This window comes from Afipia sp. GW822-FHT03D08, assembly GCF_058801645.1.
Map to the genome: position 1 here is coordinate 766189 of NZ_JBXANK010000002.1, position 14722 is coordinate 780910.

General features: G+C 58.4%; 13 protein-coding genes. 1 reads left to right on the forward strand and 12 read right to left on the reverse strand.

The window, feature by feature from the left end; genetic code table 11:
- Positions 1 to 17: 17 nt before the first annotated feature.
- A complete protein-coding gene (locus AC1RM7_RS18540) occupies positions 18 to 2486 on the forward strand; it encodes a heavy metal translocating P-type ATPase (protein ID WP_492838884.1) in 2469 nt (822 codons plus the stop codon).
- 451 nt (positions 2487 to 2937) lie between these two features.
- Here the strand turns inward: AC1RM7_RS18540 and AC1RM7_RS18545 are convergent, their stop codons facing one another.
- The 12 genes from AC1RM7_RS18545 to ihpA form a co-directional block, all read right to left on the reverse strand.
- Positions 2938 to 3225 carry a phosphorylase family protein gene (locus tag AC1RM7_RS18545; protein WP_492838882.1) on the reverse strand — a complete coding sequence of 96 codons (288 nt, stop codon included), beginning with the start codon at positions 3223 to 3225 and terminating at the stop codon, positions 2938 to 2940.
- On the reverse strand, positions 3216 to 4553 hold the full coding sequence (locus AC1RM7_RS18550; protein ID WP_492838880.1) for an MFS transporter: 1338 nt from the start codon (positions 4551 to 4553) through the stop codon (positions 3216 to 3218). The genes AC1RM7_RS18545 and AC1RM7_RS18550 overlap by 10 nt, the downstream gene beginning before the upstream one ends.
- Before the next feature lie 146 nt (positions 4554 to 4699).
- The gene (locus AC1RM7_RS18555) at positions 4700 to 5173 is read right to left on the reverse strand and encodes a hypothetical protein (protein WP_024575747.1); all 474 of its coding nucleotides are present in this window, start codon (positions 5171 to 5173) and stop codon (positions 4700 to 4702) included.
- A 38-nt stretch (positions 5174 to 5211) separates the two neighbouring features.
- The gene (locus tag AC1RM7_RS18560; protein WP_081710868.1) at positions 5212 to 5457 is read right to left on the reverse strand and encodes a PilZ domain-containing protein; all 246 of its coding nucleotides are present in this window, start codon (positions 5455 to 5457) and stop codon (positions 5212 to 5214) included.
- 9 nt (positions 5458 to 5466) lie between these two features.
- Positions 5467 to 5781 carry a ferritin family protein gene (locus AC1RM7_RS18565; RefSeq protein WP_002714842.1) on the reverse strand — a complete coding sequence of 105 codons (315 nt, stop codon included), beginning with the start codon at positions 5779 to 5781 and terminating at the stop codon, positions 5467 to 5469.
- A gap of 48 nt (positions 5782 to 5829) precedes the next feature.
- Entirely contained in the window at positions 5830 to 8046 is a 2217-nt protein-coding gene (locus tag AC1RM7_RS18570; RefSeq protein ID WP_492838876.1) for a heavy metal translocating P-type ATPase, read from the reverse strand.
- Positions 8043 to 8390: a hypothetical protein gene (locus AC1RM7_RS18575; RefSeq protein ID WP_034461932.1), complete on the reverse strand. Its 348-nt coding sequence runs from the start codon at positions 8388 to 8390 to the stop codon at positions 8043 to 8045. The genes AC1RM7_RS18570 and AC1RM7_RS18575 overlap by 4 nt, the downstream gene beginning before the upstream one ends.
- Positions 8391 to 8526: 136 nt before the next feature.
- Complete coding sequence (locus tag AC1RM7_RS18580) at positions 8527 to 8904, reverse strand: hypothetical protein (RefSeq protein WP_002714838.1); 378 nt, start codon at positions 8902 to 8904, stop codon at positions 8527 to 8529.
- Positions 8901 to 12116 (reverse strand): efflux RND transporter permease subunit, encoded by a 3216-nt coding sequence (locus tag AC1RM7_RS18585; RefSeq protein ID WP_024575745.1) that lies wholly within the window; start codon positions 12114 to 12116, stop codon positions 8901 to 8903. The genes AC1RM7_RS18580 and AC1RM7_RS18585 overlap by 4 nt, the downstream gene beginning before the upstream one ends.
- Positions 12109 to 12474 (reverse strand): P-II family nitrogen regulator, encoded by a 366-nt coding sequence (locus AC1RM7_RS18590; RefSeq protein WP_002714836.1) that lies wholly within the window; start codon positions 12472 to 12474, stop codon positions 12109 to 12111. The genes AC1RM7_RS18585 and AC1RM7_RS18590 overlap by 8 nt, the downstream gene beginning before the upstream one ends.
- The gene (gene ihpB / locus AC1RM7_RS18595; RefSeq protein WP_002714835.1) at positions 12464 to 13414 is read right to left on the reverse strand and encodes a divalent metal ion exporter adaptor subunit IhpB; all 951 of its coding nucleotides are present in this window, start codon (positions 13412 to 13414) and stop codon (positions 12464 to 12466) included. Before ihpB ends, AC1RM7_RS18590 begins: the two co-directional genes overlap by 11 nt.
- The gene (gene ihpA, locus AC1RM7_RS18600) at positions 13411 to 14688 is read right to left on the reverse strand and encodes a divalent metal ion exporter subunit IhpA (RefSeq protein WP_002714834.1); all 1278 of its coding nucleotides are present in this window, start codon (positions 14686 to 14688) and stop codon (positions 13411 to 13413) included. The genes ihpB and ihpA overlap by 4 nt, the downstream gene beginning before the upstream one ends.
- Between the last annotated feature and the right edge of the window lie 34 nt (positions 14689 to 14722).

Consider the following 14722-nt stretch of genomic DNA (forward strand, 5'->3'; position numbering starts at 1 on the left):
CGCCGAGAGAGATTTAGATGACCAAATCCGGAAAAGCAAAATCGGACGAAGTAGCTAAGGGTTCCGGGAGCTGTTGCTCGCCCAAGACAACGACCGCTGCACCCGCGACTGCTGGAAAGTCCGGATGCTGCGGCGGAGACCAGAACCACTCCGGCCAACATGGGCATGACGGTCATCGTCGAAATGACGACTCCGGTCCTTCGACTGTCGTAGATCCGGTCTGCGGGATGAGTATAGATCCGGAGACGAGCAAGCACCGGTTCGAGCAACACGGCCATATCTATCATTTCTGCTCGGCGAGTTGCCGGACGAAATTCGCGGCCGCTCCCGAGCAGTACCTCGACAAGTCCCGACCGCAGGCGGACGTACCAGAAGGGACGATCTACACCTGCCCGATGCATCCCGAAATCCGCCAGACCGGACCCGGGAACTGCCCCATCTGCGGAATGGCGTTGGAGCCCGAGCTGGCGACCTTGGAGGCCCAGCCCAATCCCGAACTGGCCGACATGACCCGGCGCTTCTGGGTGGGGCTTGGGTTGGCTTTGCCGGCCGTTATTCTGGAGATGGGCGGCCACCTGGTTGGCAATTACGGCTGGGTTGACCAGACCTTGTCGAACTGGATTCAACTCGTCTTTGCGACACCCGTAGTTCTCTGGGCGGGTTGGCCGTTCTTCGTGCGCGGCTGGCAATCTCTGGTAACGCGCAACCTGAACATGTTCACCCTGATCGCGATGGGCGTCGGTGTCGCCTATGCCTACAGCGTCGTCGCGACTGTTGCGCCTGGCATATTCCCGCCAACGTTCCGCGGCCACGATGGCGCGGTGGCGGTGTACTTCGAAGCCGCCGCAGTGATCACCGTCCTGGTCCTTCTCGGCCAGGTGCTGGAGTTGCGTGCCCGTGAGGCAACGTCCGGAGCAATCAAAGCCCTCCTTGATCTCGCGCCGAAGACCGCGCGGCGCATCGACGATAGTGGCGCTGACCATGAGGTCCCGCTCGACAGCCTGAACGTGGGCGACAAGTTGCGCGTCCGTCCGGGAGAGAAAGTGCCGGTGGACGGCGTCATCATTGAAGGACGTTCATCGCTCGACGAATCTTTGGTAACCGGCGAATCCATGCCCGTCACAAAGGAGACAGGCGGCAAGGTGATCGCGGGGACGCTCAATCAATCCGGTAGCTTCGTGATGCAGGCTGAGAAGGTCGGGCGCGAAACGCTGCTTTCTCAGATCGTGCAAATGGTCGCGCAAGCGCAACGTTCGCGTGCGCCGATCCAGCGCCTTGCCGACCAAGTCGCCGGTTGGTTCGTGCCAACGGTCATCGCCGTAGCACTTGTCGCCTTTGGTGCCTGGACGCTCTTTGGCCCCGAACCGCGCGTGGCATTTGGCTTGGTCGCAGCCGTGAGCGTTCTGATCATTGCCTGCCCCTGCGCGCTGGGCCTTGCCACGCCCATGTCCATCATGGTCGGTGTCGGGCGTGGTGCCCAGGCCGGCGTGCTGATCAAGAATGCCGAAGCCCTCGAGCGCATGGAGAAAGTCGATACGCTTGTGGTCGACAAGACGGGAACGCTGACGGAAGGGAAACCGAAGGTCGTCTCGATCATCCCCGCCTTTGGTTTCGAAGAAACTGACATTCTGCAGCTGGCGGCCAGCGTCGAACGGTCGAGCGAGCATCCGCTCGCCGACGCGATCGTGCGTGCCGCCGGGGAGCGAAACCTCAACTTGAGCACGGTAGAGGAATTCGACTCGCCGACGGGCAAGGGCGTGACCGGCAAGGTCGACGGCAAGACCGTCCTGCTGGGCAACGCAAATTTCGTGAAGTCCCAAGGCATCGAAACACAGTTGTTAGACGCGCATGCTGAACGGCTGCGCGGAGACGGTGCGACGGTCATCAATATTGCGATCGATGGTAAGTTAGCGGGAATCTTCGCCATTGCCGATCCGGTAAAGCAATCGACGCCGGATGCCCTGAAGGCACTGGCAGCAGAAGGCATCAAGGTGATCATGCTGACTGGAGACAACCGGACTACAGCGGATGCGGTCGCAAGACAGCTTGGCATTCCGGAGGTCGAGGCAGAAGTCCTTCCGGATCAGAAGAGCGCAGTGGTGAGCAAGCTGCAAAAGGCGGGGCGAATTGTCGCAATGGCTGGCGACGGCGTGAACGATGCGCCGGCCCTTGCTGCAGCAGACGTTGGTATTGCTATGGGCACGGGTACAGACGTCGCAATGGAGAGCGCCGGCGTGACGCTGCTGAAGGGCGACCTGGGCGGCATCGTTCGCGCTCGTCGTCTATCTCAAGCAACGATGCGAAATATCCGGCAGAACTTAGTCTTTGCCTTCATCTACAACGCAGCTGGGATTCCGATTGCTGCAGGTCTCCTTTATCCGAATTTCGGCTTGCTGCTTTCTCCGATCATAGCTGCAGCGGCCATGGCGCTCTCTTCGGTGAGCGTTGTCGCAAATGCGCTGCGGCTGCGCGTGACCGACATATAGTCGTGCTGGCAGAGCCAATGAAATTCACTCTGTTGAAGGCGACGCGTCAGGTTATTTCGCGAACCGGCTACAGCCATCGGAAGGAAAACGCATGAGAACTTTCCAAGCGCGTGCAGCAACGGCCATCCGACATCGGCGCGCTGTGCAGACTTGTGCTGAGGTCGTGGATGCTCTGGCGGTAACAGGGAATTTCTCGACAAGCAACCGTAAGAGGTTTTACACACAGCCGCAGTGATGGCGGAACGCGCAGTACCATGCGCCTCATTCCTCATCCGCCCCACCGATCCGTGCGTGCCAAGCCCCGATGCTCAATTGACTCGTTTGCGCCATCATCGAACGCTGTTGCGTCTTCGGACCAGCTGGAGGGCTGGGGCAAAGGAGCGCTGACACGAGCCCTTACGAGTTGATTAGTTCATCACCTCACGATCGAGGAGGTGTTCGGATCGCTAACCTAATGCCCACCAGCGGCAGAGGACGACCACCCCTGCGCCGCCGCACCAATTACAGCGAGAGTCGCCGTGGTTCCGTCTGCCTCGCCTTTTCCAAAATCACCCTCCGTCTGCGCCATGGCGTTGGTGACGTGCGCGAAGCACACCACGGATCGCCGCATGGCAGTCGCGAATGCGTACAGGGCAACGGCTTCCATCTCGACGGCGAGGACGTCATAAGCCCAAGCGGCATCGATTGCGGATTCCGTCTCGCGATAAGCAGCATCGGTGGTCCAGGTCGCTAAGGCCATCTGCGATGGATCTCGTCAATGACATACGAATGGGCATGAGCTTCGGCGGAGCCTCGAAGATGCGGATGATTGCTGGGTAGATTCGGATGCTCATGCGGCAATATTTGCAGATCTTCTACGGGCCAGAACTTGATCGCAAGGGCCAGTCCTGCGAATGTCAGAGCTGCCAAAGCCAACAGTGTTGGCACTATCCCAGCAACTGAACTCAGCCAACCAGCGATTGGATAAGTTAGCAGCCAGCAAGCATGTGAAAGCGCAAACTGTGCAGCGAATACCGCCGGTCGGTCCGAAGGATGTGCCGAACGACGGAGCAGTCGACCGGATGGAGTCATGACCGCTGAGTAAGCTACGCCCAATAGGGTCCATGCAGCCAGCAAGCTGGGCCATATGAAAGAGGAGTTTCCCGCGGTCCCCGATGACAAAGACAGAACGGCAGCGAAGCCGAGCAGCGTTACGCCGAGCATTCCAGCAGCTGGAATCATGACCTGACGGTCCGCGATCTGATCCAGCAGCCGCGGCAACGCCAATGCGGCTGTCATCGATCCGCCCCCAAAACACGCCAGTGCAATGGCGACATCACTATCGGTGCCGCCGAGCAATCCTCGCACCACGACGACCGTATTGACGATGACCATGGCGCCAGCCGCTGCGACCGAGAGATTGAGGGCAAGCAGCCCCCTCAAACGTGGCGTCGCAAGATAGATGCGAATACCGCGCGTGGTGTTTTCATAGATGCCACCCCTACGTTCCGCGGGCGCCGGCTCGGGAATCGTCACCGAAAGAACCAGCGCTGCCGAGCAGAAGAAGCCGACGACAGTCCAAGTGAAGAGCCAATTGAAGCTGATGACCGTCAGCAGCGCGGCTGCCAACATCGGGCTCAGCAGGCTTTCCATGTCATAAGCTAGACGAGAAAGCGACAATGCCCGTGTGTATTGGCCTTCATCGGGGAGAACGTCCGGAATCGTGGCTTGAAATGTCGGTGTAAAAGCCGCCGACGCCGACTGCAGAATTGAAATCAGCAAGTAGACCTGCCAAACCTGATCGACGAACGGTAACGCCAGCGCGACAGTCGCGCGCGCAAGATCCATCGAAACCAGAAATGCGCGACGCGGAAGGAAATTGGCAAATCCACCGACCACTGGCGCTATGCCGACATAGGCGATCATCTTGATGGCAAGCGCCGTGCCGAGCACGACTCCCGCCTTGTCGCCAGCGATCTTGAAGGCCAGCAACCCCAGCGCGACGGTCATCATTCCGGTGCCGATCAGGGCAACGACCTGGGCGGCAAACAGGTGCCGATAAATTCGATGGTTGAGAACGGACAGCATGCAATAATTCCTTCGATGCCCATTCAGCAGCACGGCTAAGTATTCTCGCCGTCCGGCGATAATTCCCCCCGGTTACAGGCGACGACCGTCGTCATCTCGAGCGGCTGGATATGCAACTCTTTAGCGGAAACTGCGTGCTCGCAGGCTCAACGAAACCGCTTGCCATCCCATTGCATCTTATGGCGGCAAAACAACCCGTCTCGGCTGCAATTGACGTCGATCGACGGCACACCTGAGTCGATCGACATATCGATCTCGAAGACGTTCCCTCGCCATACCTCGCGAAGCGCGCCTGCTCTGGAAATGAAAACACGATGAAGGCAGCCTTTCGGCGAGCATAGCGCTTGGCTATTGGAGCACCTGAACTGATCGAAGTGAATTGCGATGAACTCTTCGCCCCTCGGGCCTATAATGTATCGCAGATATCCCGTTCGAACATCTATCGCGTCGTCCATGCAGAGACGCTGCGCCGCTTTGAACGCCTTGTGAATCGCTGGCGGCAGCTGTTGCAGGCGTTCATCTGAGAGCGGGGAGAATTTGCCCTGTGCCATTCCTGCCGCGCGCGCATTTGCTCCGGTTACGGTCAGACACACCATGAGTACGATGAATAAATGCAGCATTGCATCCTCCTACAGTCTAGCAGAATCGGCCCCCTAAGTCAGATCAGTTCGAACACCACGCCGAGCCTCTTTTCCGTCATCCAAATAACTCGACAAGCTCGCCGAAACTCGTCTGCGGCAATTACAAGAGTAAATTTCTTCGGAACTGCTGCTGGGCCCCTAATTTCCAGCAAGGCTCCAGTGGAACTGAGACTCCGGACTGTGCAGGAGATCGCCACATCTCCGAAAGAGATTATGCCGGCTCTAAAAACTTTCCTCCGTTCATGATATCCCAAGACCGACACCGCGTTTGTCTAATCGACTTTCTTCTCCGCCTTCTCGCCTAGTTTGACGATGTCGCCCTTCGTGAACAGAATCCCTTGTAGCTCCGCACGCCAGTCCGGCTTTTTTCGGAGAAGAAATTCGAGGTTCATTCCGAAATGTTTGAACTCCTCCTTCTGCGCGTTTGCCATAATCGCCTTGGCGTTCTTGTCCTTTTCGACAGAGATTCTCTGTTCGTACCAACTGATGGCTTCCGCCTCCTCGATCAGAGATGTGATCATCCGCGCGAAAGTACGAGTTTCCTGTGAAAGCTCTTCCGGCGGCTCGTGATACTGATCGAAACCCATCTGCTTTCCTTCCGTTGAAACAAAACTGCTTGCAGTTCTTCCACATCATTAAAGTTTGGGCGGCGCCAACAGGCGCAAGGCGTTTATGGTCACCAGAACCGTAGCGCCAGTATCCGCGAGAATGGCCGGCCACAGACCCGTCAAACCGACGACCGTCGTCACGAGGAATACGACCTTCAAACCAAGTGCGACAGCAATGTTCTGCTTGATGTTGATCATAGTGCGCTTTGACAGATCGACCATCGCCGCGACGTCTGCGACGCGACCGTGAAGCACAGCGGCGTCGGCGGTCTCGAGCGCGACGTCGGTGCCTCCGCCCATGGCGATGCCAACATCTGCGGCGGCCAGCGCGGGGGCATCGTTGATGCCGTCTCCAATTTTCGCAACTGACCAGCCCGCTTTCTGAAACTGAGCAACGATCCTCTGCTTGTCCTCAGGCAGCAATTCCGCCTGAACCTCGATTCCAAGACGCTCGCCGATTGCATTTGCCGTTCTGCGATTATCTCCAGTCAGCATGACCGTCTTGATGCCCATCTCGGTCAGTGCCTTCAGGCCTGCTCTTGCGTCCGGTCGGACCTCGTCGCGCATCGCGATTGCGCCAGCCACTTCATGCCCGACCAGAACGATGGAAACCGTCTTTCCCTCATGATTGAGCGCAGAAATCTGCGTCCTTTGCTCTGGTGTCATCGGAGCCCGTTCACCAGCGGCCTTCGGAGATCCGACGAACACCTCAACCCCCTCCACCTTAGCACGAACGCCTACTCCGCCCATCGCGTTGGCGTCGGACGTCGGCGGCAACGATAGCTCCCGCTCGGTTGCTTTCGCTAGAATGGCTGTGGCGAGGGGGTGGCTCGAACCCAACTCGAGCGCGGCGGCAAACCGCAATACGTCCGTTTCGGTGCGTCCATAGCCGATGATGTCCGTGACCTGGGGCTTACCGGCGGTCAATGTCCCGGTCTTGTCAAAGCACGCGACGGTGATCTTGCCGATCTGCTCGAGTACGGCGCCGCCCTTCATCAAGAGCCCCCGCCTTGCCCCTGCGGATAAGCTTGCGGCAATGGCGGCCGGCGTCGAAATCACCAGCGCGCATGGGCAGCCAATCAGGAGGATGGCAAGCCCCTTATAAATCCAGTTACTCCAGACACCGCCGAACAGGAGTGGCGGGACGACGGCGATCAAGGCCGCAACAACCACCACACCGGGGGTGTAGTACCGGGAAAAGCGATCAATGAAGCGCTCTGTCGGAGCCTTCGATTCTTGAGCTTCCTCGACTAATCGGACGACACGCGCGATCGTATTGTCGGAAGCTGCGGCCGTGACGCGCACACGCAGCAAGCCATCACCGTTGACGGTACCGGCAAATACGATTTCCCCAGGTCCCTTTCGGACCGGTGTGCTTTCGCCGGTCACCGGCGCTTCGTCGATCCCGCTTTCTCCAGAAAGGATGACGCCGTCGGCCGGGATGCGATCGCCGGGTCGGATTTGGATGATCGCTCCGACCGAAAGACTGTCCGCCTGCACCTCGCGAACCAACCCATTTTCTTCCAGCCGGGCCGTTTTCGGAACAAGCTTGGTCAAGTCCTGGATGCTGGCACGGGCGCGACTTGCGGCCACGCCTTCCAAGAGTTCGCCAATCAGGAACAGGAAGACAACAGTCGCGGCCTCTTCGGTTGCTCCAATGATCACCGCACCCACGGCGGCGACTGACATCAACATTTCGATCGAGAATGGCGTGCCAGCCCGCGCTGCAGATAGCGCGCGCTTCGCGATTGGAACGAGCCCGACCATCATGGCGAAAAGGAATGCCCAACGCTCTGTAGCAGGAAAGAATTTGCCCAGTAGAAAAGCCGAGGCCAAGGCCAAGCCGCACGCAATGGTGAGCATCCCCTTGCGGGTTCGCCACCAAGCCTGGTTGCTCGAACCGGCCCCATCAACGTGCGAATGGAGTTGGTCGTAAGAAGCCGGGAGCGTTCCATCATCCGTCTCATCACCAGCGGGCTTGGCTGCAAGCTCTTCCACGCGCGTGATTCGATAGCCCAAATCCGAGATCTGGTTTTGAATCTTTTCGTTTTCCGCTTTACCGTCATGACTAACTGTCACCGTGCCCCGAGGTACTGAGACCGTTACGTCGCCAACACCGGGCATCCGTTGCAGGGCGTTTTCGATCTTCGTGGCGCAAGAGGCACAGTCCATCCCCTCGACACCGAGGCGCAAACTGCGTGGGGTGCCGGCCATGGGCGGGCTTTTGGTTGTGTGGCTGATCATGTTTTGCCTTCTTTGCGCAGCCTTTTATATAACGCCGCGACGGCGTCGGAAAAATTGATCGCCGAGTTCTGAGCGCAGTGATCTTCGAGGAAATGCAACTGGTTTACGAGATCGAACGTGACCGGATTGAGGTCGAGTTGTTCATCGACACCGCTGGGTCTGCTCGACAGAATTCCACTCATGAAGCCTTGTGCCCAAGCCAGATAGTCGCGACGAAGGATAGGGTTGGATCTAATATCAATGCTGAAACGCTGACACGTCGTTGCGCCCAGCCCGACAATCTTGGCTTGGGAAGATTGCGCCTGAACTGCAGACCATGAACCAGCGGCTGTCAGGAAAAACATTCCCACGGTCCATGGGAAGCACAAACGAAAGACGCTTGGGAGAGCGGAGCATATGGTGCGATGCGCCGGATTCTCTGGGCCGATGGGACGAAAGCCTGACCTTATCGCCATGAACCGCTATCCTCGTTTAATCATCCTATTTCTTGAATTTCGCCTGGCCTGATTTTCCGTCGGCTGTCTTGATGGTCAGCGTGATCGTCGCGCCCGCGGCAATCGGGGCCTTTGCCTCGCCCTTCAATGCGTTCTCTCCCGATGGCGCAAGTGTGACCGTCTCGCGCCCCGCTCCCATGGCAATAAGAGCGGCGCCCGTGAAGCCCTTTGTGGAAACCGGCTTTTTGCTTTCGTCAAAGACGTTGATCATGATTGTGCTTCCGGATGTAACCAGTTCTGCTTCAACTCCTGCGACATCCTCCATCTGCCCGCCATTCGGTCCCTTTTGGCTTCCATGGGAATGTTGCGCGAAAGACGGCACCGACCAGATGAGGGACAGCACAATGATTGCAATGTATTTCATGTTGTAACTCCATTGGTTGTGGGTTGAGGTCCTTCGCCCCTCTCGCCGTTCTCACGCCGGAAAAGAACGTAGAGCGCCGGCAGGACAAGAAGCGTGAGAAGTGTCGATGAAATAATTCCGCCGATTACGACGGTCGCCAGCGGCCTTTGAACTTCTGCTCCGGCGCCGGTGGCAACCGCCATCGGCACGAAGCCGAGCGACGCAACAAGCGCCGTCATGAGGACGGGCCGCAGCCTCGTCAATGCGCCCTCTCTGACAGCATCTATGATCGCGTGACCTTCGGAGCGCAGCTTTTCGATGAAGGTGATAATCACCAGCCCGTTAAGCACGGCGACACCGGACAGCGCGATAAATCCAATGCCTGCGCTGATCGAAAGAGGAATGCCCCTAAGCAAGAGCGCAAGTATGCCGCCGGTCAATGCGAGCGGAACGCCGCTGAACACCAAGAGCGCGTCAGGCATCGAACCCAAGCTCATGAAGAGCAGCAGAAAGATCAGAAGTAGCGCGATTGGCACAACGATGGTCAATCGCTGCGTTGCGGAGACCAGTTGCTCAAACTGACCGCCCCACCCGACCCAATAGCCTGCCGGAATCTTCACTTTCTCGGCGATCTGGCTTTGCGCATCGGCAACGAACGATCCCAGGTCCCGTCCCCGCACGTTCGCGGAAACAACGATTCGGCGCTTGCCGTCCTCGCGACTGATCTGATTGGGGCCCGGCGCGACATCGATCTGGGCAAGTTCGGACAACGGGGCGTATCTGATCTGGGCGAGCGGAGAATTTCCCCAAACTGCGCGCGTCGTCATCGCCTTCGCCTGCCCGTCGAGCGGAGGCAGCGGTATCGGAAGCGACCTGATCGCTTCCAAATTTGTGCGCAAGCGCTCCGGAAGCCGCACAACCAGTTCGAAGCGCCGATCGCCCTCGAAAACCAGACCAGCACTCTTACCGCCGACAGCGATCTCGACGAGATTTTGAACGTCCGCGACGCTGATGCCGTAGCGCGACAACGCCGCACGATTGAGCTTGACAGTCAGTACCGGCAGCCCCGAAATCTGCTCGGTCTTGACATCGGCCGCGCCCTGGACGTTCTGTATGACAGCCTGAACCTGTGCAGCAACTTGAGCCAGAACCTCCAGATCGTCGCCGAAGATCTTGACGCCGACATCGCTGCGAACCCCCGAAATCAATTCATTGAAGCGCAACTGAATCGGCTGCGAGAGTTCGTAGCTGCTGCCCGCGATTTCTTCGGCAGCTTTCTCGATGGCTGTGACGACCTCACTCTTTGGCTTCTTCGGATCCGGCCACTGTTCACGCGGCTTGAGCATCACGTAGCCATCGGAGATCGAAGGCGGCATCGGATCGGTTGCAACTTCTGCAACGCCAGTACGGGCGAAAGTTTCCTTCACCTCAGGTATCTTGAGAAGGCGCTTCTCGAGCATTTGTTGCATCTCGAGCGACTGCGTTAGGCTTGTGCCTGGAATACGAATCGCCTGCAGGGCGACATCTCCCTCGTCCAGGCTCGGGATGAACTCGCCGCCCATTTTGGACGCCGCGAAGCCGCTAATAATGACCAGGAACGCGGCCAGGAACGCAATCATGCCGCGATGCTGGATTGACTTCGATAACAGGGGAACATAGATGCGGCGCGAGCCGCGCATGAACCAGTTCTCTTTCTCCGACACTCGGCCAGTTACCAGCAGCGCGACCGCGGCAGGTACGAACGTCATCGACAGGATGCTGGCGCCAAGCAACGCCATCAGCACCGTGAGAGCCATCGGCGTGAACATCTTGCCCTCGACGCCGGTCAGCGTGAGGACGGGCAGGTAGACGACCGCGATGATGAGAGTGCCGAACAGGCTTGGACGGATAACTTCGCGTGATCCCTCCAGAATCGTCGCGAAACGCTCTTCGCGTTTGAGAACGCGGCCCAATTTTTGCTGCTCATGCGCCAGCAAGCGCAGACAGTTTTCGACGATGATGACGGCGCCATCGATGATGATACCGAAATCGATTGCACCCAAGCTCATCAGGTTGGCGCTGACCTTGTTTTCGAACATTCCCGTGACGGTGAACAGCATGGACAACGGGATCACGAACGCCGTTGCGATCGCCGCCTTGAAGTTCCCGAGGATCAAAAACAGAATGACGATGACGAGAAGCGCACCTTCCACGAGATTCTTTTCCACGGTTGCGATCGTGGCTTCAACGAGATGGGTACGGTCGTAGATCGCGCGGGCCGTCACGCCTTCCGGAAGCGACCGGCCGATCTGTTCGAGCTTCGCGGCAACGCGCTGCGCAACCGTACGACTGTTCTCGCCGATCAGAAGCATCGCGGTGCCCAGCACCATTTCTTTGCCGTTCAGCGTGGCCGCGCCGGTTCGAAGATCCTTGCCCTCTTTCACGTCGGCAACGTCGGAAATACGAACTGGCACGCCATTGCGCGACCCGATGACCACCTGCTTGATCTCTTCGATGTTGGCGACTTGTCCGGGCGTGCGCACCAGATATTGCTCGCCGTTGCGCTCGATATATCCGGCGCCGACATTGGCATTATTGGCAGCAAGCGCGGACATGATGTCGCGAAAGCTAAGTTTGTAGGCCATCAATTGCGCCGGATCAGGAAGCACATGAAACTGCTTCTCGAAGCCGCCGATGGTGTTGACTTCGATTACGCCCGAAGTGTTTCGCAGTTGCGGTTTGATGATCCAGTCCTGAATTGTCCGCAGATCCGTCGGGGTGAATTCCTCGCCGCTGGGTTTGAGCGCTCCTGGCTTGGCCTCAACCGTATACAGATAGATTTCTCCGAGACCGGTCGAAATCGGGCCCATCGCCGTTTCGACACCCGTGGGCAGGCTGTCCTTGACCTGCTGAATGCGCTCATTGACGAGTTGTCGCGCGAAATAAATGTCGGTGCCGTCTTTAAAGACGACGGTTACCTGGCTCAGCCCGTATCGGGAAAGCGACCGAGTGTTAAGCAGGTTAGGAAGACCGCCCATACCGGTTTCGATCGGAAACGTGATCCGCTGTTCCACCTCAAGCGGTGAGTAGCCCGGGGCGCTGGTATTGATCTGAACCTGAACGTTGGTGATGTCGGGCACCGCATCGATCGGCAGGCGCGTGAAATTCCACGCTCCGAACGCTGCCATGAGCACAGCACCGATCATCACCAGCCACCTCTGGCGGATGGAAAACGAAAGGATACCGTCAATCATTGGACTTCTCCGGACGTTTGCCGATTTCCCGGATGCGAGCGAAAGAATGGATGGGGGTTATGAACACGACGCCATCTCCCTTCCTTCCGGTCCAGGCTGCAGACGCGATGCGGTCACGAATCTCATCGGCCAGTTCGGGTCGGCACACCAGCCGGAGTTCGAGAAAATTATGATATGTGAGATCGAATTCAGACGAGACATAGGCACCGCCTTGCCCTCGTCCTCGCCCCTGACCGCGGGTTTCGGTGAATGTGAAACCCGGAAAGTCAGGCAGGTCGTGAAGCATGCGCACCACGTGCCCTTCCATGTGCGGCCTAATCAGCGCTGTTACCAGCATCATGTCGCGATCAGTGTTCATGCGAAGCCGATCCTTTCGCCATCTCTGCCTTGACGATAAAACTGTTCTGGGCGGCATAGACGTCGCCCTCCACAAGGCCGAATGCTATTTCGACGATTTCCGGGTCGCGCCCGCCGAGTTCGACATCGCGGACTTCAAACTTGTCGCCGTTGCGGACGAACACGACGGTTCGATTTTCCACTGTCTGCAGCGCGGACGATTTCACCGCGACATTCACCTTCTTCGCCGACAACGACAGCCGACCAGTAATGAATAGGCCCGGACGCAGCCGTTGATCTAAATTTAGCACGATGGCTCTCGCGATTGCGCTCTGGGTGTCGCTGCTTCCGATTGGAGCCAGATAGGCAATCTTCGTTTCGATCGGCGGACCACCGTCGGCCGGATCGACAAAAACCTGGTCGCCGACGCTGACGCGGTTCAGATCGCGGCGGTAGACAGAAAGATCCACCCAGACGGTTGACAGATCCGCGATAACAAACGCCGGCTTTTGCTCGGAAACGTATTCGCCCAGTGTGGTCTGGCGATCGATCACCGTACCCGCGAGAGACGCCTTCAGTTCATAAGGCGTAAGGCTCTGGTTGCTCTCGACGATCGCAAGAACATCGCCCTTTTGGACGCGATCGCCGACCCGCTTGCGGGTTTCGCGCACGATTCCGGGAAATCTCGGCGTGACCTGCACCAGCGATTCCTGGTTTGGCTGGACAACGCCGTTCAACAGCAGGCTATCGCGCAAGACGCCGGGTGATGCCTTGGCAAGTTCGATACCGGCTGCGGCCACTTTGGCGTCGCTCATTTCGACCCCTTCGGAATGTTCTTCCTTTTCCACCTTTTCCGTCGAGCCTGGTTTGGGAGTTGCCGGCGCCAGCAACCGATAGCCGCCATAAGCAAGCGTCCCGACAACTAGCAAAAACACCGAGTACCGAATTAGTCCTTTGATCATCTTGAACTCTCGCGGGTTAGCGAAAACGGGTTACCGACGAGACCTTCGATCGTCGCGATGGCGATATGGAAATTCTGCAAGGCCTCCTGCTCGCGAAGGAGCGCCTGCAAAACCGAGCCCCGGACGTCGAGCAGCTCGAGCAAGGTGAACCTGCCTTGCGTGTAGCCGCTCAGGATAGTCTCAGAAGCGCTGCGCGCCTTCGGGATGACCGAAGACCGCAGCAGCTTGAGTTCCGCAAGCGCTCCAGTCAGCGTGTCGTAGGCACGGCCCGCGATGCTGATGAGGACGAGCTTGTTGATGGCGCGCTCGGCATTGGTCTTTGCCAACGACTCCTGGGCCGCGATGATGTTGCCGGTGTTTTGGTCGAAGATCGGCAACGGAATCGAGACGCCCAAGCGCACGGCGTTGTCGTTGGTGTCCTGATAATGCCGCCAACCCGCCGAAATGCGCGGGTCAGGGATCGCTTTTAGGCGCGCGATGAGCAGTTCGGCATTGCGCTGGGCAGTGACGGCAGTCCACCGCATGAGCTGGGGATTGGCTTCGATGGCGTTGACGACCGCCTGAAAAGAAGGTGGCTGGCCAATATTCGCAAGCCGCCCGACCGCGGTTCCGAAACGCGGACTGCTGTCGCCCATCAGGATGGCCAGATCCCGCCGCGCTGTCGCCAATAGCGTTTTCGACCGCTCGCGTTCGACTCGAAACAGATCGGCCGCGACCTGGGCCCGCAGGGTCTCGGCTGGCGACGAAGCGCCCTCCTGGACGCGTTTTTGAAGCAGTGGAATGAGCGTATCGAAGCTTGCAATCTGCTCGTCGAAGATCTCGATCCGGCGTTGGGCGCTGATAATCGTGATGAACGCGATCGCGGTTTCCGAGAGGACTTCGAGACGCGTCGCGCGCCTTTGCCAGACCGCGCTTCCTACGCCGGCTTCGCCGGCGGCAAGACGAGCTTCGCGCTTCCCTCCAAGCTCGACGAGTTGGCTGAGCTGTAAAGTTGTCTCGGCAGATCGCGTTCCCTTGTAGGGACCCGAGCCAAGGGCACTATCCAGTTCAAAGGAAACGTCAGGATTAGGCAACGCTCCAGCCTGAATGCGAAGCCCCCCTGCTATCCCGATATCGCGTTCAGCGGCTGTTAAGCGCGGATTAGCCGACAGCGCCCGCTGCAGGGCCTGCGGCAGCGAAATGGAGCGCGTGGGACGCGGTTCGGTGGCTGCAGCGGGAATTGTTATCATAAGCAATGCGCAAATCACGCGCAAAGCCGTTCGGACGAAAGACATAATACTGACCTGAAAACGGAGAAACGGCGACGCG